Consider the following 18,070-nt stretch of genomic DNA (forward strand, 5'->3'; position numbering starts at 1 on the left):
TCTTTTTAAGTAACCAAACTATTTATAATAAATCTAAATAAGAGTTTTATTACCTCTTGATTCTGTGCTGCTTATAACAGTATAAATTTTAATGATGATGTCCGTTTTTATCGTTTCATGCACTTTATGCAGATCGTATTTACGCTTTCGCGAAAGCGAGTTAATAAAAGACCCTACGTTTAAACCTTTTGATTTATTTAAAGTCATAGTGATAAAATTATCTGGACCAATCTTTAATGAAAAGTATCAAATTCTATTACGTGTTTATCATGTTGATTACATTGAGTTGTAAAAATCAAGATTCTGATCGTCAGGTATTTGAATCGAAAGAGTATAGTCACGATACAATCGATATTGTCGATTATAATGGGTTGCAACCTTATCTAGAAACTGAAGATGACCGCATCCATGTAGTTAACTTTTGGGCAATGTGGTGCGCGCCGTGTGTCGCAGAACTACCCTATTTACAACAGGTGGTGCGTCAAAATCCTGATATAGATATGTTACTAGTAAGTATGGATTTTACAAATGATGTTGAGACTAGGTTAAAACCTTTTTTGAAAGATAATAATATCAAGTCACGTGTTATTTTAATGGATGATCCCGATGCTAATTACTGGATTAATCAAATAGATCCCAGTTGGTCTGGTGCTATACCATTTACCATCATTTTTAATAAAAATAAACGCTTATATCTAGAACAGTCCTTTGAAAATGCAGAAGATTTTCAAAATCAAATAAACCAATTTTATAACTAAACAATTTTTGAGATGAAAAAAATATTATTAAGTATTGCAGTAATGTGTTTTACTGCATTAACCATACTTTCTTGTAAGAATGAGGCTAATGAGAATAACAATTTACAAACTGAAAATCATCATAGCGATAAAGATCATTCTCATCACGATGAGGAAAGAAAAGGACCACCACCACATGGTGAGAGAAAAGGACCTCCTAAAGGTGGTAGCCCAGAACAGACCAAAACTCTCGAAGAGATCGGTGGTTATGCCATAGGAGATGTTGCAACAGATTTCAACCTTAAAGATGTAGGTGGTTCTATGGTATCACTTGAGAGTATAGAAAATGCCAAAGGTTATATCGTTACTTTTACTTGTAATGAATGTCCTTTTGCAAAAATGTATGAAGACCGTTTGATAGCGTTGCATAATGCTTATGCACCTAAAGGATATAGCGTAGTTGCCATTAATCCTAACAGTCCAGAAGATGAAAAAGAAGGCTATGCAGCGATGCAGCAAAGAGCAAAAGATAAAAACTTCCCTTTTCCTTATTTAGTTGATGAAGGACAGAAAATTTATCCGCAATATGGAGCAGTGCGCACACCACACGTTTTTCTGCTAGATCAGGACCGTAAAGTGCAATATATAGGTACCATCGATGATAATGCAAAATCTGCCAAGGATGTTAAAGTCAAATATCTAGAAAACGCCATAGATGCGTTAGAAAGAGGTGAAAAGCCAGAACCTAATTTTACAAAGGCAATAGGTTGTCCCGTTAAGGCAAGCAGAGCTTAATTTATTGATATAGCTTGTTAAAGCTGTCTATAAAAAATAGCAAGTTATAGTTTGATTTGAACGCTATTTTTAAGACAGCTTTTTTGTTGTATATACTTGCCAAAAATCGTTTTATAGAGATTATAGCGTTACGCCATTTAGTATTACTTATCAGCAGAAAGACAACCGCTATAGGCTTCTATTATTATGGACTGATTATTAAAATCTATAAGTTTAACATGGCGTGAGTTTAACTTTTCGATTGAGGTATATGGGTTAAAGAAAAGATCCTCAACCTCTTTATTTTCAATAGAATGTTTAAATGTACTTATTTGCCACAATATAAATCCATTAGGGTCAATACCATAAACATTTTCATTAGTACTGGATTGATGATAATCTGTCATTATCACATAAAAGTCGTCATATTCTAGTACTTCCATAACTTGGTCAGGAAATGTAATCATCTGACAATTAACTACAAGGTTTTTATGAAATGTTTTAAAACTCATCTACTGATTAACCATTTATCATTTAAAAAACATTTTTCTAATCCCTATAAAGATCAATACCATCACGGTATAACATAAAAAGAAGGGAAGAATGAAAGCTTTAAATCCTAGAATGAGCATTACTGAAATTATAAGTAATTGAAATCCTAAACCAAAGGTGGATACACTGGTCATAAACCATTTAGGTAATGGTTTGCCATAACCTGCTCTAGGATCTAAAACATATATTGCCTTATCAAAGGCGCCATATAGAAATTTATAAAGCTTAAAGAGCACATCAACATGTTGTTGCTTTTCACCATCTAATGCTATCGGAGTTTTGTTTTCAAACACACGACTGGTTCTATCACCATTAAACTTATTGCGCAGGATGACATAATAGTAATTATATAAGGTACCTTGTAATTGAAGCCCTATAAAAGCGGTGATACATACCCATAAACTAGTGTCTGTGACATACCATATGGTTAAAAAGATGATGGCGTTAAGCAAAATGTCTGCTACAGAATCTAGATAACGACCTGTGTAAGATGGCTTTTGTTTAATTCGAGCCAGCTCACCATCTGCTGCGTCTAATATGGACTTAAGAATAAGAAAGAAACCTGCAATCCAGTAGTAACCTATTAAGATGCAATAAACAGCTATAAGACCAGATATTATAAAACCTATGGTCACATGAACTGGTGTTGCTGCTGTATTTTTTAATGAAGTAGCTATAATTTTTGCTATCGGTCGTCCATAATCGGACAGATCGATAAATTTATGCTCTTGAGGAAGTTTGGACATGTAATGTCATAGAAAGCAGTAATGTGGAATATACCAATTTTAACGGTTGCAAATATACGACCTAAACAGCTTTATAGTACACTACTGTAGGTTACTTCACGTTTCTCTATTTCTACATCTTAATCTCTTACTTGTTGAATAACATCTCATCACTATCTAAATTAACTTACTTTTATATCACGTCATAATTAACTCATGAGGCTTCTTTTTTTCTTTCTACTAGGTTTACTATTTCTTAGCTCTTGTAAAAGTTTACAATATCGATTACCCGATGAGGCTATATATTCCGCTTTCGCGAAAGCAGACATACCAACCAGCATCTCGTATGTTGAGATTGATAGTCTGGATTTAAAGGTCCGTGTGCAAAGTGTCACGCAAGGTTTAGAGGATTACAATCTAGTTTTTTTACATGGATCGCCCAGCTCCTTAACGGCATGGCAGGCTTATTTAAAAGATAGCACGTTGCGTCATACCGTAAAGTTGCACGCTATTGATCGACCTGGTTATGGCTATTCAAATTTTGGAAAACAAATGATCTCTATAGATACACAGACTAAGGTTATAAGTGAGGTTATAAATCAATTGAATCTTAAGAACGTTATAGCCATAGGTACTTCCTATGGTGGTCCAGTAGCTGCTCGATTACCTATAGAAAATGATCATATAAAAGCTGTTGTAATGGTGTCGCCAGCGATTGATCCAGACAATGAAAAAAGAGTCTGGCAATCAGATTTTACACAATGGTGGTTAACACGGTGGCTAGTTCCTACAGGTTATCGAGTGGCTGGAGATGAGAAAACCGTACATGCACAAGAACTGGCTGCTATAGAAAAAGATTGGTCACAGGTTAACGTTCCTGTAATGCATATTCATGGTGATCGTGATGAACTGGTGCCTTTTATTAACGTGGCATATAGCCAATCTGTTTTTTCAAATGTTGAGGTAGTTCCTATCTCAGGTTTGGGACACGAGATTGCCTGGGCAAGACCGGAACTGGTTATACCTTATTTGCTAGAAATGATTAAAAAAATAAAGCAAACCCAGTAGCCGATCGTGGTGTTGCTTTCAACTTAAGGTTTATTTAAGCGAGATTATATTCCCATTTAACACCGCTCAATCGATCGTGGTATTCAATGGCTTCATTGGTGCGTACCTGACCAATTTCTTTTACCAGATGACAACTAGAAGATCGTTGAGATTTCAGTTCATAATCATGAAGCCAATTTGTTAATTCTTGTTGCTGTACGGCTGTCCTGTTTGGGAAAATTACTTTAATCCTTTTTAAATTGATGCGATGCGGTTTAGGTGTTAATCTTGCGCGATAACAATTCTGTTTTCTGCACAACCAGCGGTATAAATGATCTGCGTTAAAATCTCTCATCATGCGCTTTGATTCATAACTCCTAGGATCAAAATCTTTATTAGTTACTAAAACACGATAACCTTTTGCGGTCTCGTATATTCTGAATCCCAGTTGATGATAATCCTTTTTTTGTGCTGTTTTCTCAATCTTGCGCAGCATTAACTGTTTTTGAGAATACGATCTTCTGAAGATAAGGTCACTTACAGAAGATGAGTATTCATCAATATCAATAAACATTAATTTTTTAGAATTTAATACCAGTGCACCATATCTATTTCTGGTAATGATATTATCTTGATTAATTGTTTCTATAATCTCTTCTCTGATGTCTGCTTCATAATCTCTATTTCTGCCTAGCTCGCCATTGATTCTTTTTTGAGCGTTGTTAAGTTTGAGAATAGCATCTTTAATAGCTTCATCTTCAGAGATATTAGAACCTCCATAGGTGGTAGAGAGTTGTTTAATTCCATTTATAGAGAGTTCTCTAGAATATTTCATCCAAAATTTGAAAATTCTCATAACTAAAAATTCAAGTCACCTAATAAATAAGCGAGAAGTAGCGATAACCCAACGATAATTGCTATTCCTACTATTACCGAAACCCAAGACGTGCCACCTTTCTTTATAATAAGTTCTTTTAATGCAGTAGGGTCTTGAAATTGTTCATTCAATTTCTGAATTTCTCTTTCGGCATGTTTGAGGTAAAAGTAATTTGCCGTAAAACCAATGGCTAGTGAATAGAAGATTCTAATTGCTATATCTACCGCACCATTCTCACCAACAAGATTAAAAGTAACCTCGGACTCAACAAGGATGATGGCAAATAAAATACCTGCTTCACGATACATTTTTCTATAAAGTAGCCAAGTGATACCAAATAAAAATGCGTAGAAATTAAAAGATAAAACACTACCGTTTTTTAAGCTTTCCCATTTCTCTAAATAATAAGCTCGATTCTCACCTACAAAGGCGGATAATTCCCAGTTGGTTTCTCTGTCTGTATTTAAAGGGTCGTTCATAATTTTAATCTATTAATTTTATGGATGGTCGTATGATTTGGTTTCAATAATAGTACCTTGCCGATTGTATGTTTTCCAAACACCAGTTTTTTTAAAGTTGGTTTTAGTGCCTTCTTTATATAGGGTGCCGTTTTCATAATACTGTTTGTATACGCCTTCTTCAACACCTATTTTGAATTCTTTCACGCATTGTAGTACGCCAGTGTCATAGTAATGATTCCATAAACCATGGTTCTTACCATTAACCAGTTTTCCGGTACTACTTATTTGACTATTTTTAAAGTATTGTGTTTGCAATCCATGCGCTTGATTGTTGACATGATTTTCAATTAAAGATAATTCACCACTGTCGTAATAACTTTCCCATTTACCAGTACTATTGCCCTTGTTATCAAAATGTTTGAGATACTTAAGCTGTTGACTATCTTTAAAGTAACTTTTCCAAGTGCCAACTTTGACACCTTGCTTAAAATTGCCTTCCATGTAAAGTTCTTGCGAATACAGTATTTTTTGAAAACCATCCAGAACATCATTTTTATAATTTTGAATTGACTTTTCGTCTCCATTTTCAAAATAAGAAATCCATGTACCCGTTTTTTTATCGTGAAGTAATTGCCCTTTTATTTTAATATTTCCTGAAGGATAATAATCAGCAAAAGCTATAGGCGTACTAGTCTCTACTGTTTTTAATTCTTGAGGTTCTTTTAATACTGAATTGGAATCTTTGCACTTTATAAACATTACACATATTAAAACACATTTTAGTATTGATACAAGTCTATTAATAAAGTGCATAGATGAGTGATTGTGGTATTAACTTAATGAATAAATATAAAATTAATTTCTTGCTAATTTACTGTCACTGTTTAAATTAATATTCTTCTTTTAGAGTAAGGTCTTCAAATAATTCAAGATTCAATAATTAAGAAAATTATCTTGCATCTAGTTTTAATAGGTATTCTGTCAATTTAATTTTAGCATCTATTTTTGCTTTAAAATCACCATCACTAGTTCCTCCATAATTGTAAGTATATGTTTTACCGTTAATATTTAATGTCCCTAATCTGTTTTCTGATCTCTGTTCTGGAATATTAGATATTAGATGTCCAGCATTTTTATATTTTACATTTTGCAATTTAAAGTTAAAATGGTGTTTTTTTAATCGCTCCTCAATTCTATGAGCCATTTTAGCAGATGGCCATACCTGATCGTCTAAGCCAGAAAATAGAAGTATAGGTCCATTAATTTGCTCTACTTTAATTGCGGCATTATCTGCTATATCTGATTTTTGTAATCCATCTTCCCAATAGTTTAAAAATGTAATTTGACTAGTGTTATTTCCTTTGATCTTTTTCATAGGAATATAAGGGACGTCAATTCCTTGATAAGTCCAACTAGGTTTAATGGTATCAGAATTATAAGGTAAAACAGTATTGGACCATGATACAGAACTAGGAGCATAAGCAATTACACCGCTAGTAATTTCTGGATATGTAGAGGCAATTAATAAAGCTAATTCTGCATTTCTAGAAGCGCCCATGACTACAATCTTTTCTGGGTTCACAGATTTTTGTTGTGCTAGCCATTGGATTGCTTTTTCAAAATACTCTAATTTAATTTCTTCAGGTAATCGAGGTAAATTCTCTTTACCTGAATAAGGTAATGATAGCCCTACTAGACCTTTTTGAGCAAATTCTTGAGCCCAATAATCTCCCCAAACACCACCACCAATTAGAATTACAGCCGTTTTGTTCTCTATGTTTTCTTTAGTAAAGTAACTTCCTTGAAAACCATTTTCATTTATAGATTTTGATCTTATACCACTGAAAAGTGCATAATCAACTACAAGGTAACACAGTATTAGTGTGATTAAAACTCCAAATAATATAGTAAGTTTTTTCTTCAAAGTGGTTGTATTTTAAATTTATAGAGTTATACCATCTTAAATCGATAGTAAATTTTTCTCTATTAAAATTTAGGTGAAGTTATCATAAAATAATTTGTAAAATAAGGCTCTTAAATTACATCACTGGAAGGTTGGAAACTCAGAATTTGAATAGTTAAAAAACTAGTTTTGTTTGATATGAATCCATCTATCTATTAGATTAATTATATAGTACTAACTAATAATTGTTGATGATAGTTTTCTATTCTACTATGTGCAGTACCATCAATGAGCAATATTACAATCAACATGGCTATAGTCGTAATACTAATGGAGCGCCACATCGTTGAATTAATAAATAATAGTATTAAAGTAGCAGCTATAATTATAAGTGGAATAGCTTTAAAAACTATAGTGTCGTACTCTTTTAATGTTTTTTCAGTTCTATCTAATTCTGATTGAATAAATGCTGTTGCGTTTTCATTATAAGCTTTTTCAAACTGAGTTATTCTAGACTTATTTGTGTAAAATAGACCAATTCCAATAGTTAATAGCATTATACCAGCGACTAGGGTAGGGATGATGTAGGATCTTGCTAAATCGGTTTTTCCTAATTGCCAAAAACCAATACTAGCAATAATAAATAGTAGTCCAAATAATATAAAGAAACGCGTAGAGAAGACTTCAGATTTAGCCCATTCAGTGGCTAGTTTAAGTATATCCATAATTAATTCATTTTATATTTTTCAATGTATTGTGAAGGACTAATCCCTTCTTTCTTTTTAAAGAGTCTGGAGAAGTAGTGCGGATATTCAAACCCTAGTTCATAAGCGACTTCAGCAATTGTCTTATGTGGTTGAAGTAATATGTCCTTAGCCTTGTCTATTAAGTTCAATTGTAAATGTTCTGTCGTGGTTTTACCAGTTTCTTTTTTTAAAGTATCACTTAGATAACGTTGAGAGACGTTCAATTTATCTGCAATTTGTTCTATTGTGGGAATACCGTTTTCTGATAGTTTTCCTGATTCAAAATACATAGCCAATTGAAAATTAAATTTCTCTAATAAATCATTAGACAGTTCTTTTCTGTTTAAAAATTGTCTCTCATAAAAACGGTTAGCATATTTAAGTAAGGTGCTTAATTGAGAAATAATGATTTCCTTGCTGAATTCGTCTTGATTATTTTGATACTCGATTTTGATATTATGAACGATTGACTCAATCTGTTTCTCTTCTTTTGGAGATAGGTGTAGCGATTCATTAACTGAGTAGGAGAAGAAGTTATATTTTTTTATTTGGGTAGCTAATTCTGTACCTTTTAAAAAATCTTCATGAAAATTGATAGAAAATCCTTTCTGTTCAAAAATGACACTACTATCCCATTGTAACACTTGTCTAGGAGCTATAAAAATTAATGCACCATTTGTAAAATCATAGGAGGTTCTTCCATAATTTAAATCACCCTTAACAATTTTCTTTAAGCTAATGGAGTAACAATCATTTGTTATAGGCGGCGAGCTTTCTCTAGGACATGGAAGAAAGGATTCTTCTTGAGCTACGTATATACTAAACATAGGATGCTCTGGAAGTGGTAGTTCCATATATTGTAGAAATGACGAGAGTGTTTTAAAATGTTTCATAATACTAAGTTATAGATTCCATTGAAAATCTGTTGCTTTCTCAGAAATGATCCAAAGTTTTTGCATCACGGCTTTATCTTTTGCATGTGATTCTAAGTCACACTCACCTACAGGTCCGGTCCAGTAGTTGCGACCAGTAGGGCCATAAAAACCGTTTTGATCTAAATTAGGCTCTGTAGCACACATTAGTTCTGGATAAGAACCTTTTTCTGCAGATTGTACAAATGGAGATAATTTCATCATTTGCCAAATGAATCGGGTCATTAAACTTCCGCTGGTTTTAATTAATGAAGTTCTCGACGCACCTGGATGACATGCATAAACCTTAACATTTGATTTTCCGGCATTCTTAAGTCGATCTTGCAACTCATAAACAGACATAATCTGTGCTAGTTTACTTTGACTATAAACAGTATTGGGTTCATAGTTATCGTCCCAATTCATGTCATCAAACTTTATGGTTTTTATTCCCATTTTATATCCTTCACTTCCGACAGTCACGATACGTCCGTTAGATTTATCGATTAAAGGAAAAAGCAATCCTTGTAATAAAAAGTTTCCGTAATGATTAACACCTAACTGACTTTCAAAACCGTCAACAGTAAGTACTTGTTTTGGGACTTGTGCAATAGCAGCATTACAAATCAATGCATCAATATGAGAAATTGTGGAGAGTACCTGTTCAGCAGTTTTTCTTACTGATGCTAATTGTGCTAAATCCATTTGAATATTAGATACTTCAATATGATTACCCAACTCACTTTTGAATTTAGCAATGGTGTCTTGAGCTTTAGCGTCGTTACGATTTAACATAACAACTTTAGCATCCTTAGCAAGTAAAATTTTTGCAGCTTCTAATCCAGTACCACTAGTAGTACCTGTAATTACATATGTTTTACCTTTTAGGGAACCTATAATGTCTGGTGTCCATCCATTTTTGCCAAATTGATTCTTGCTCATAATAGTTTGTTTAATACAATGATATTTACAGTGCAAAATTAGATTAACGATCATCTTTGTGACTTACACACATTTTCGAAATTGATATACTTTTTGGGGCATGATGAGATTGCAATAGGTGACACAGGTCATGTAAAAACATTTGCATTTGTTGATTAAAGCCTATAAAAAAGCTCTAAAATCCTGTGATAGAATTTTAGAGCTTTTTATGCTAAACGAAGTGTAAATAATTAATGATGATTAATCATAAATTCTGATAATTTCGCCATTACCTTTTCCATTAACACTTCTCACGTAACCATTAATTACCTTAGTCATAGGGATCGGATTGTGGCCTGGGAAATAGTCTTTATATTTATCATAAGCATCTTCCACCATTCCAGAGGAAACCACATTTACTCTGATTCCATTTTCTATTTCTAGAGCTACTGCTTTTACGAAACTATGTATACCGCCATTTACCATCGCTGCACTGGTCGTTTTTACTACAGGATCATCTGCAAGAATTCCTGTAGATAAAGTGATAGAGCCATTACTGTTTAAATAATCTTGACCTATACGGACCAGATTGACCTGTCCCATGAGTTTGCTTTTAAGACCTATGTAATAATCATCTTCTGTTAGGTCGTTAAAAGGCGCCCATTTTGCTTCTCCTGCAATACAAATGATGGCATCTAATTTACCCAACTGATCAAACATGGTTTTAATTGATTTTGCATCAGCAATATCGACTGTTATATCACCATTAGTACGACCAGCGATAATGATTTCATTCTCATCTTGAAAATGTGAAACAACTTTTTTTCCTATGGTACCATGACCACCAATAATCAATATTTTCATCTTTTTTTTTAGGTTAGACAATTATTTTTATTGCATTTCTTCTTGTTCTTCTTTTTCATGTTACTAGATCTATAGATCGTTAATGTAGCGATGATACTCCATATTAAATTAGTAGTAAATGGTGGTATTGCACTATAGTAATAGCAATTAGTAGCTATTAAAATTCCACCTACTAAATTTAAATATTTTCCATAATCTAAATACTTCTTATTCTCTATTAAGGTTAGGGCATAAGCCAGAATTATTAATCCTGAACCTGACCAGCCTATAATGTCAATTAAAATTTTCATATTTCGTTATATCTATATATGTCGATGTGTTTGTTTAATTTTTTTTATTTCAGAAATTTGATAAATTTCTCAATAGTGTTTTCATTTCGTTTCAGATAAGACCACTTTCCGTGTCTTGTAGATATAAGTAATCCGCATTTTTCCATATTAGTCAAGTATGTAGAAATAGTGGATTGTGAAAGTCCTGCTTTTTCTTGAATATACGTAACGCAAACACCTTCATTGAAATGTTTAAGTGTCTCATGCGGTGGAAAGTTCTTTTCTGGTTCTTTCAACCATTCCATGATCTGAAATCGAGTCTCATTAGATAAACATTTTCCTATTTCCGTAGCTGTCTTAATATCCATGGCACAAACATATCTATAAATAGCGATATGTCAAAATGTTTTATACTTTATATAACACTTAGTGGCTTTAAGTTCTGATTTTTAATCCTAGTTTTTCAATTCCAGATTTGAATTTTTCTGAAAAGAATATTTTGGTAGAGTCATGATGTTGACCTGTACTTTTTGCTTTGATATTGATATGATGCGTTTTTAAAACCTGTTCTAAACTGTCCGGATTATTGGTGAGTATTGAAAAGTCTCTTGTAGCATGGAATTCTACAACTCCTTTGCCTTGATAATATTCAAATTCATTTCTGAAATTTTGTAATAATGCTTTGTCACTTTCTGCCAGCCATGAAAAAGACAGTGTATTATTTAATCTATTGACTCCTTGTTCCTTCTTGCCGGCTAAAGTTTCTAACATTGCATAATTGATCAATGGATTTAAATCCTGCTGATTAAAAACTACTGGAACTTGGGCCAGGTTCAAGGCTTTTTGATAACTTTCTATTGCTTTTTGACTTTGACCATTGTAGTCATAAAGTCCACCTTCCACATGATAGTAATCTGTTGATTCTCTTTCTTCTTCTGGGATTTGTTTTAAAACTTGAAAGGCTAGGTCTAAAGTATCTTTCTCAATATAAACACCTATTAAATCATATTGTATCGCAGTATTCTTTTGATCAATTTCTAACGCCTTTAGGTAGTTAACTTGTGCTTGATCTAAATGACCATTCATTCTATGGACTTGTGCTTTACGGATCAATTCAGAAACTTGTTTTTTTTCTGTGTCTGATAAGTTACCCTTACAACCGATAACTATTAGAAATAAGAATAATAAGTAAGTAATGTTTTTCATTTCTATAGCAGATCAATGTTTCTGTTAATTCAACTAAAATAGCTTTATATACTTAGTGCTTAAATATTAGATCGTAGAAAATTCTTCTAATCATTGCAAATACTGTTAAATACCAATAAAAAAGACCCATACACAAGTATGAGTCTTTTACTTAGAAGTTAATTATTACCACAAGGTGTTAGCGTCTAACTTTTCGCGCAAGCGGTATGTGTATTATTGTATTATAGGCCAAAGTTAATACCGACCACAAAGGCGCCATAACTGCGACCACTGGTGATACTGTGTACATAGTCCACACGGAACGGTCTGAACTTACCAAATCCAATATTATCAATTCCGGCACTGGCCTCAAAATAAGGTTTGCGGTCTGTAAACAGCGCTTTACCACTTAAAATGAGGTCATAGTTAAGCTTATTTAATCCTGGGATTTTACCTAGTATAAAGCCTTTAAAATCGTGTTGTAAGTGTACTTGTGCATAATCGCTGTTTGTACTGTAGTCATAGTAGTTCAATAGACCAAAACCAAAGGGATTTAAGGCTTGTAACTTATAACGTAACCTATTCCCATTAAAATGCTGGTAGTCTAAAAATGAGATGCCATCTCCATTAATAAAAGTACCACCGTTTACCCAGTAACTACTGCGTCCTACATTACCCATGTCAAATGATTGATAAAGGCTTGCTCTAAACTGGTGATAGTCATAATTGCTGTTGTCTGACGCGAGTGCACCTTCATAGTTAAGTGTAATGGTTGGGTATTTTTCGTTATTAATGTTATACTTCTGATCTGGATAGCTCTGGAATTTCTGTCCTGGTCGTATGGTCAGTCCTAGACCTACTTTTACCATCTCGTGCTCATCGATTAAGGCAAGTCTGCTGTTGTCCAGCTGTAATGGATTATTGCTTGTATAGTCTACGTCTGACTGTGAGAAGAAAACCTGGTCTGTTGTGTTGGTTAACGGCTGGCGTCTTTCATAACCGACATAAGCGTTTGCAAATAGTCCATTGATGAGTTCTTCACTATAGCTAGCTCGGGCATAATCGACTTCATAGAATTTGGCATAATTGCGTTCAAACAGTAAGCTGGATAACGTGTTTTCCATCGTCGATATAGGATTACTGTTATTGATTTGCTGTACAGCGGTACCACCAGACAGTCGCAGGCTACGCCTGTTTGTTCTATTAAATCGATAATAGATGGATGCGTTGTAACGCACGCGATCATCAGAGAATCCGTAGTCTGCATCGACACTGGCATATAGGTATTTGTTATAATCCTCATCATATCCTTTTGAATAAAACAGTCCAGTACCTAGTACATAACCTTGTACTGTATTAAAACCTTTAAAATCTGTGACACCTTTATAACCTATAGAACTGCGGTTATTTGAGTTGCGATAAGTATAACCGGTCAGTATTTCTAGCAGGTCTAATTTATTATTTACGGCATCAACACTGTCCTTATATTTTGGGTCGTTGCGCACGGCAGATATACTGTCCTTCTTAACGTACTCATCAGTCTCGGCAACGGTAAGTGGTGTAGGACGTTTTGCATTCCAATAGGTGCTGTCCTTTTTGTTAGCACCATCTGCAAAGCTCAACACTTCTGGGCCAAAATATTTTTTATCAAATTGTGGTTTAAAGTCATAGTTAGTATAGTTTGCTATAAAACGACCGTAACCTTTAAAGCCAAAAAAGGCAAATTGAAAATCGATAGACTGCGATCTTTTTATCCAGTCACCACTTGCTTCTTCATAGGTGAAAGATTGATTAAAGACCAATTCTTCAATGATAGGAACGTTGATGTTCTCGCCACGAGTGGTTAACTCTACACCATAAATGGTCCAATCATCTTCTACAATATAAATCGTACCGTTAAAGGTGTTGTCCTTAGGTCTGCGAGAGCTCACCTGTATTTTATTGATTAAAAAATTATTATCGTCATAAAAGGTACCTAGCAATTTATATTCATAGTATCCTAGTGCATAGTCTGCGATAGGCGATACGATACGATTGTTTAAATCTATATTATTGTTATAGAAGTCAAAGTTGGCGCTCTCGGCACTGTTAACAGAAAAGCCATTATCATCACCACTGACTTTGCTGGCCACGATACGTTCTTTAAAATTGTCTGGTGCGTCATAAGCGATTTCGCTCACGGTTTCAGATAGATAAACGATACCGCTGCGTGTTAAAGAATCTAGCGATCCGTCTAGATCACCTATCTCTTCACCTAGAAATTTCTCTGGGACATCATCCATATACCAGAAACCACGCGAGTAAAAATCTGCCGTATAGCTCGAGAATTTCTTACGGTTAGCTTCTCTATTGTTAATCGCCTCACGTATGATGCGGTAAGCAGGATCTTCACCATTTGTGATTACCACAGCGTCGAGTGTGGTCAACTCTTCAGTAAGCGTAATATCTTTAGTAACCGCAGCACCGTTAAGCACTATTTCTACTACTTGTGTTTTATAACCTAGCGATTTAAAAACGACATTATAGGTTCCGTTTTCTGGAAATGTAAGTGTGTATTGACCACTATTATTAGTAGTTGTTCCTATGTAAGTACCTTCAACGTATATAGAAGCAAAGGCGATAGGTTCTTTTTGATCATCATATAAAGTACCAGATAATTGCGCTTGCGCGAAAGCAAAACATAAAAGAATTACGGTACATAGAACATTTTTCATAGAAGAGTTAGTTTGGTGGTTCACCTACAAACGAATTTACGGCTCGTTTTGTATATAGACGAAACATTTTTGAAATGGTTGTCTGAAATTTAAAATTGAAGGGTGAGATATATGTGAAATTAGGTCAGTGTATGTTTGTTGAAGATGTTTTTATCAAATAAAAGAATTTACTCATTCCTGTTTTTCTTTTGATAAATTCTTGCTGCAAGTGCGGTTTTCCTTTTTATTCTTTGTCGTAAGTTTCTTGGTTTAAGGACTTCAATCGACTCGCCGAAACCTAGAATTAATCGCTCTAATTCAAAGTTTAAATTTACAAATATTTGAAAAGTCATACTACCATCTTCCTGCAAAGAGATAATTTCTTGAGAATGGTGAAACGGTTTAGTGACAACATAAGGAGCATTTGTCTTATTGACCTTAAAGACTACATGAGCCGTATGATGATGGTCTAAAACGGTAACACCTACTGTATTTTTATAATAATCTTTGGGGTTGATTTGAGCATATTGATAGTCGATTTTTAGATCATAATCTATTTCGATAATTCTGTCTAGAGCTAGCGTTCTAATACCATCCTCATTTTGCACTAGTCCTATGACAAACCATCGGTTATTATATTCTCTTAAGAACTGTGGATGAAAAGTCATATGTTGAGGTTGTCTAGCCTTAAATGATTGATAGGTTAGAATAATGACTACTTCTTTTAAAATCGCCTGGTATAATTCGTCTAGGTAATCCAGACCTTTTAAATTCTCATTTTTTTCTAAATAGATGATGGATGGTTTCTCACTATTCTCAGTGTGAATTTTATCTTGAAGTTTATTTATGATAACTTTTAATTCATCAAAGAATGAAAAATCCTTAAACTGACGCAGCATTTCCATGGTTTCTGTTAATACAGACATGTCAGCTTCTGTAACTGGAATATCTGTAATGGTGTAATTAGGATCACTGTATCTATAATACTTACGGTCATACACCTCAATAGGCGCATTATAACCTAGTTTGTCACTACGCATCATTTGAATATCAAGCTGGACAGTTCTTGTACTTACAGAAACATCTCGCCCTTCATAATCATATAAAGTTTGCGAACAGTATGCTACTAAATCTGCTAGTGTCCATGTGCGATAAGTGTTTTGTAAACATTTATCAATGGTTTTATACCTGAGTAATGCATTTTTATTTACAGCCATGATTTTTTAAAATATTGATTATTAGGCACCTATTAGGTTTTTGAATGTGTCTACATGCAATGATAGATATTTAAATTTTAACTACGCAAAAAGACTGCGCAGTAAGGTGTGCATATTTGTATCATAGTTAAACAAAGGGTATGAACCCGTAATGAGGTGCTGCGTCATACAGAGGATATGGCGCAGCTTATTAAAAGAGAAGATGGAAAAAGAAATTAAAATAACAGGAAAAGAGATAGTTGCATTGGGTTACCCTAGCGCACATTGGTTTAAAGATGCGATAGCTTTTATCAACCAAAATCAATTAAATCAACAAGATATGGAGGCTTATTTAGAGCAATTTAGATTGCCACCAGAGATGGAGTTATTTAAGAAGCCTATTTCTTATAGCTTAAACATTCAAGCCGAAAATGAACAGGAGCAGGATAATGTAGATAAAGTGATAGCAACAATGGATGCTGTAATGAGAACTCCGACAGTAGTTAGTGGTGCCGTCATGCCAGACGCTTGTCCAGCAGGTCCGGTAGGAACGATTCCAGTTGGAGGAATAGTTGCTACTAAAAATGCTATTCACCCAGGTATGCATAGTGCAGATATTTGTTGCTCAGTTATGCTTACGGATTTGGGAGACATAGATCCTAAAATCGTCTTAGATATGGCTCATCAAACTACTCATTTTGGTCCTGGTGGCAGACCTAGAGGAAAACAGTTTGCCTTACCTACAGAATTGAAAGAAGAGTTTAAAAACAATTTCTTTTTACATTCTGAGAGAGGTTTGTCTCTTGCTCAAGAACATCTTGGAACTCAAGGTGATGGTAATCATTTTCTATTTGTTGGTAAAAGTTCATTAACAGGTCATACAATGCTTGTAACTCATCATGGTTCAAGAGCGCCTGGAGCAAGACTTTATTCTCAAGGTATGAAAGTTGCAGAGAAATTCAGGCAACTAATTTCTCCACAAACTTTAAAACAGAACGCGTGGATTCCATTTGAAACTCGTGAAGGCAAAGAATATTGGAAAGCTCTTCAAATAATTAGAAAGTGGACTAAATTAAATCATGAATTAATCCATGATACGATAGCTCAAAAAGCTGGTGCCGTGATTGAGAATAGGTTTTGGAATGAACATAACTTTGTTTTTAAAGATGAAGATATTTTTTATCATGCTAAAGGTGCGACACCGTTGAATCCTAAGTTTATGCCCGATATTACAGGTCCTCGATTGATACCGTTAAATATGTCAGAGCCTATACTAATTGTCGAAGGAGATACTACAGATGATAATTTAGGATTTGCTCCTCATGGTGCAGGTAGAAATATGAGTCGATCACAACATAAAAGAAACTTAGCTCATAAAACGAATGAACAAATTTTTGAAGAGGAGACAGAAGGATTAGACATTAGGTTTTATTCAAATGAAATTGATATTTCTGAATTACCTAGTGCTTATAAAGATGCTGATTCTGTTAGAAGTCAAATGAGTGAATTTGGTTTAGGTAAAGTGATAGAGAAAGTGATGCCGTATGGTTGTATCATGGCAGGCGATGTCGATAAGAATGCCCCATGGAGAGTGAAAAGACGTCGTAAACAAAAAACAAAATAATGTTTGAAAAGAAAGCTCTAACTATGGTTAGAGCTTTTTTAATTCATCTACTTAATACGCATAGTTGATGATTTTAAACTTCTATAAATGGTATTGCCATAGATTCTATAGTTTTTGAAGTATTGTACTTTTATATATTCTTGATTTGAATTTATTGTGAAATTAATTGAAATAGCCTGATAGTCAATTCCCATTATAAGACCGGTGTGAGATAAAGTCGCTATGCATGGTTGATGCTGTTTTGAATTATAACTTATGACATTCAAATCACTGAACCAGTTATCTTCAATAGATATCTTTATGTTACTAGAATTTAGAGGTTTTACATTAAATGATTGTAATTCTTCTTGTTGTTTTTTAGATACTTGGAATATGGTTAGAACTAATATAATAATGCTTAAAGCTTTGTTTCTATGTTCAAACACATTTTTTCTATATTTAATCAATCCACCGATCACATGAATTAAATACCCAAAACAAACCAGATTGAAAATAGCTATTAATACATGTATAATATTGTCTAACATTATTTACTTTTAATTAACCCAGCATCCTAATAGCCCAGCAATCTAAAACTTAAAATAA

At 33.8% G+C, this 18,070-nt stretch carries 21 protein-coding genes; 4 read left to right on the forward strand and 17 right to left on the reverse strand.

From position 1 onward, the window contains the following. Window positions 1–33: 33 nt before the first annotated feature. Window positions 34–207, reverse strand: a complete 174-nt coding sequence (locus R1T42_RS00495) for a hypothetical protein (RefSeq protein WP_317290875.1) — start codon at window positions 205–207, stop codon at window positions 34–36. A gap of 29 nt (window positions 208–236) precedes the next feature. Here R1T42_RS00495 and R1T42_RS00500 point away from each other — a divergent pair, with 29 nt between their 5' ends. Together R1T42_RS00500 and R1T42_RS00505 are read left to right on the forward strand one after the other, a co-directional pair. Further along, window positions 237–758, forward strand: a complete 522-nt coding sequence (locus tag R1T42_RS00500) for a TlpA family protein disulfide reductase (protein ID WP_317290876.1) — start codon at window positions 237–239, stop codon at window positions 756–758. A gap of 12 nt (window positions 759–770) precedes the next feature. After that, complete coding sequence (locus R1T42_RS00505) at window positions 771–1,532, forward strand: thioredoxin family protein (RefSeq protein ID WP_317290877.1); 762 nt, start codon at window positions 771–773, stop codon at window positions 1,530–1,532. A gap of 143 nt (window positions 1,533–1,675) precedes the next feature. Here the strand turns inward: R1T42_RS00505 and R1T42_RS00510 are convergent, their stop codons facing one another. Together R1T42_RS00510 and R1T42_RS00515 are read right to left on the reverse strand one after the other, a co-directional pair. Next, the gene (locus R1T42_RS00510) at window positions 1,676–2,023 is read right to left on the reverse strand and encodes a hypothetical protein (RefSeq protein WP_317290878.1); all 348 of its coding nucleotides are present in this window, start codon (window positions 2,021–2,023) and stop codon (window positions 1,676–1,678) included. 18 nt (window positions 2,024–2,041) lie between these two features. Then, window positions 2,042–2,809: a CDP-alcohol phosphatidyltransferase family protein gene (locus R1T42_RS00515; protein WP_317290879.1), complete on the reverse strand. Its 768-nt coding sequence runs from the start codon at window positions 2,807–2,809 to the stop codon at window positions 2,042–2,044. A 195-nt stretch (window positions 2,810–3,004) separates the two neighbouring features. Between R1T42_RS00515 and R1T42_RS00520 the strand changes: the two genes are divergently transcribed. Beyond that, window positions 3,005–3,856: an alpha/beta fold hydrolase gene (locus R1T42_RS00520; RefSeq protein ID WP_317290880.1), complete on the forward strand. Its 852-nt coding sequence runs from the start codon at window positions 3,005–3,007 to the stop codon at window positions 3,854–3,856. A 34-nt stretch (window positions 3,857–3,890) separates the two neighbouring features. Here R1T42_RS00520 and R1T42_RS00525 read toward each other — a convergent pair whose 3' ends face one another. The 13 genes from R1T42_RS00525 to R1T42_RS00585 form a co-directional block, all read right to left on the reverse strand. Then, entirely contained in the window at window positions 3,891–4,670 is a 780-nt protein-coding gene (locus R1T42_RS00525; protein ID WP_152556266.1) for a hypothetical protein, read from the reverse strand. 23 nt (window positions 4,671–4,693) lie between these two features. Beyond that, on the reverse strand, window positions 4,694–5,191 hold the full coding sequence (locus R1T42_RS00530; RefSeq protein WP_317290881.1) for a DUF2628 domain-containing protein: 498 nt from the start codon (window positions 5,189–5,191) through the stop codon (window positions 4,694–4,696). Between the two features lie 18 nt (window positions 5,192–5,209). Beyond that, window positions 5,210–5,932 (reverse strand): toxin-antitoxin system YwqK family antitoxin, encoded by a 723-nt coding sequence (locus R1T42_RS00535; protein ID WP_317290882.1) that lies wholly within the window; start codon window positions 5,930–5,932, stop codon window positions 5,210–5,212. A 190-nt stretch (window positions 5,933–6,122) separates the two neighbouring features. Beyond that, window positions 6,123–7,097: an acyl-CoA thioester hydrolase/BAAT C-terminal domain-containing protein gene (locus R1T42_RS00540; protein ID WP_317290883.1), complete on the reverse strand. Its 975-nt coding sequence runs from the start codon at window positions 7,095–7,097 to the stop codon at window positions 6,123–6,125. A gap of 203 nt (window positions 7,098–7,300) precedes the next feature. Then, the gene (locus tag R1T42_RS00545) at window positions 7,301–7,801 is read right to left on the reverse strand and encodes a hypothetical protein (protein WP_317290884.1); all 501 of its coding nucleotides are present in this window, start codon (window positions 7,799–7,801) and stop codon (window positions 7,301–7,303) included. 2 nt (window positions 7,802–7,803) lie between these two features. Next, complete coding sequence (locus R1T42_RS00550; protein WP_317290885.1) at window positions 7,804–8,715, reverse strand: helix-turn-helix domain-containing protein; 912 nt, start codon at window positions 8,713–8,715, stop codon at window positions 7,804–7,806. A gap of 9 nt (window positions 8,716–8,724) precedes the next feature. Continuing rightward, window positions 8,725–9,675: an SDR family oxidoreductase gene (locus R1T42_RS00555; protein ID WP_042248624.1), complete on the reverse strand. Its 951-nt coding sequence runs from the start codon at window positions 9,673–9,675 to the stop codon at window positions 8,725–8,727. 240 nt (window positions 9,676–9,915) lie between these two features. Beyond that, a complete protein-coding gene (locus R1T42_RS00560; protein WP_317290886.1) occupies window positions 9,916–10,518 on the reverse strand; it encodes a short chain dehydrogenase in 603 nt (200 codons plus the stop codon). A gap of 8 nt (window positions 10,519–10,526) precedes the next feature. Then, a complete protein-coding gene (locus R1T42_RS00565) occupies window positions 10,527–10,808 on the reverse strand; it encodes a CBU_0592 family membrane protein (protein WP_317290887.1) in 282 nt (93 codons plus the stop codon). A gap of 44 nt (window positions 10,809–10,852) precedes the next feature. Next, window positions 10,853–11,155 carry an ArsR/SmtB family transcription factor gene (locus R1T42_RS00570; RefSeq protein ID WP_317290888.1) on the reverse strand — a complete coding sequence of 101 codons (303 nt, stop codon included), beginning with the start codon at window positions 11,153–11,155 and terminating at the stop codon, window positions 10,853–10,855. 67 nt (window positions 11,156–11,222) lie between these two features. Continuing rightward, on the reverse strand, window positions 11,223–11,993 hold the full coding sequence (locus R1T42_RS00575) for a tetratricopeptide repeat protein (protein ID WP_317290889.1): 771 nt from the start codon (window positions 11,991–11,993) through the stop codon (window positions 11,223–11,225). A 221-nt stretch (window positions 11,994–12,214) separates the two neighbouring features. Then, a complete protein-coding gene (locus R1T42_RS00580) occupies window positions 12,215–14,686 on the reverse strand; it encodes a DUF5686 and carboxypeptidase regulatory-like domain-containing protein (protein WP_317290890.1) in 2,472 nt (823 codons plus the stop codon). Between the two features lie 167 nt (window positions 14,687–14,853). Further along, on the reverse strand, window positions 14,854–15,882 hold the full coding sequence (locus tag R1T42_RS00585) for a helix-turn-helix transcriptional regulator (RefSeq protein WP_036581773.1): 1,029 nt from the start codon (window positions 15,880–15,882) through the stop codon (window positions 14,854–14,856). A 202-nt stretch (window positions 15,883–16,084) separates the two neighbouring features. Between R1T42_RS00585 and R1T42_RS00590 the strand changes: the two genes are divergently transcribed. Beyond that, a complete protein-coding gene (locus tag R1T42_RS00590; protein ID WP_317290891.1) occupies window positions 16,085–17,485 on the forward strand; it encodes an RtcB family protein in 1,401 nt (466 codons plus the stop codon). 47 nt (window positions 17,486–17,532) lie between these two features. Here the strand turns inward: R1T42_RS00590 and R1T42_RS00595 are convergent, their stop codons facing one another. Next, window positions 17,533–18,012, reverse strand: coding sequence for a hypothetical protein (locus R1T42_RS00595; protein ID WP_317290892.1), 480 nt, complete (start codon window positions 18,010–18,012; stop codon window positions 17,533–17,535). Between the last annotated feature and the right edge of the window lie 58 nt (window positions 18,013–18,070).

The organism is Nonlabens ulvanivorans (genome assembly GCF_032922765.1).
GTDB lineage: Bacteria > Bacteroidota > Bacteroidia > Flavobacteriales > Flavobacteriaceae > Nonlabens > Nonlabens ulvanivorans.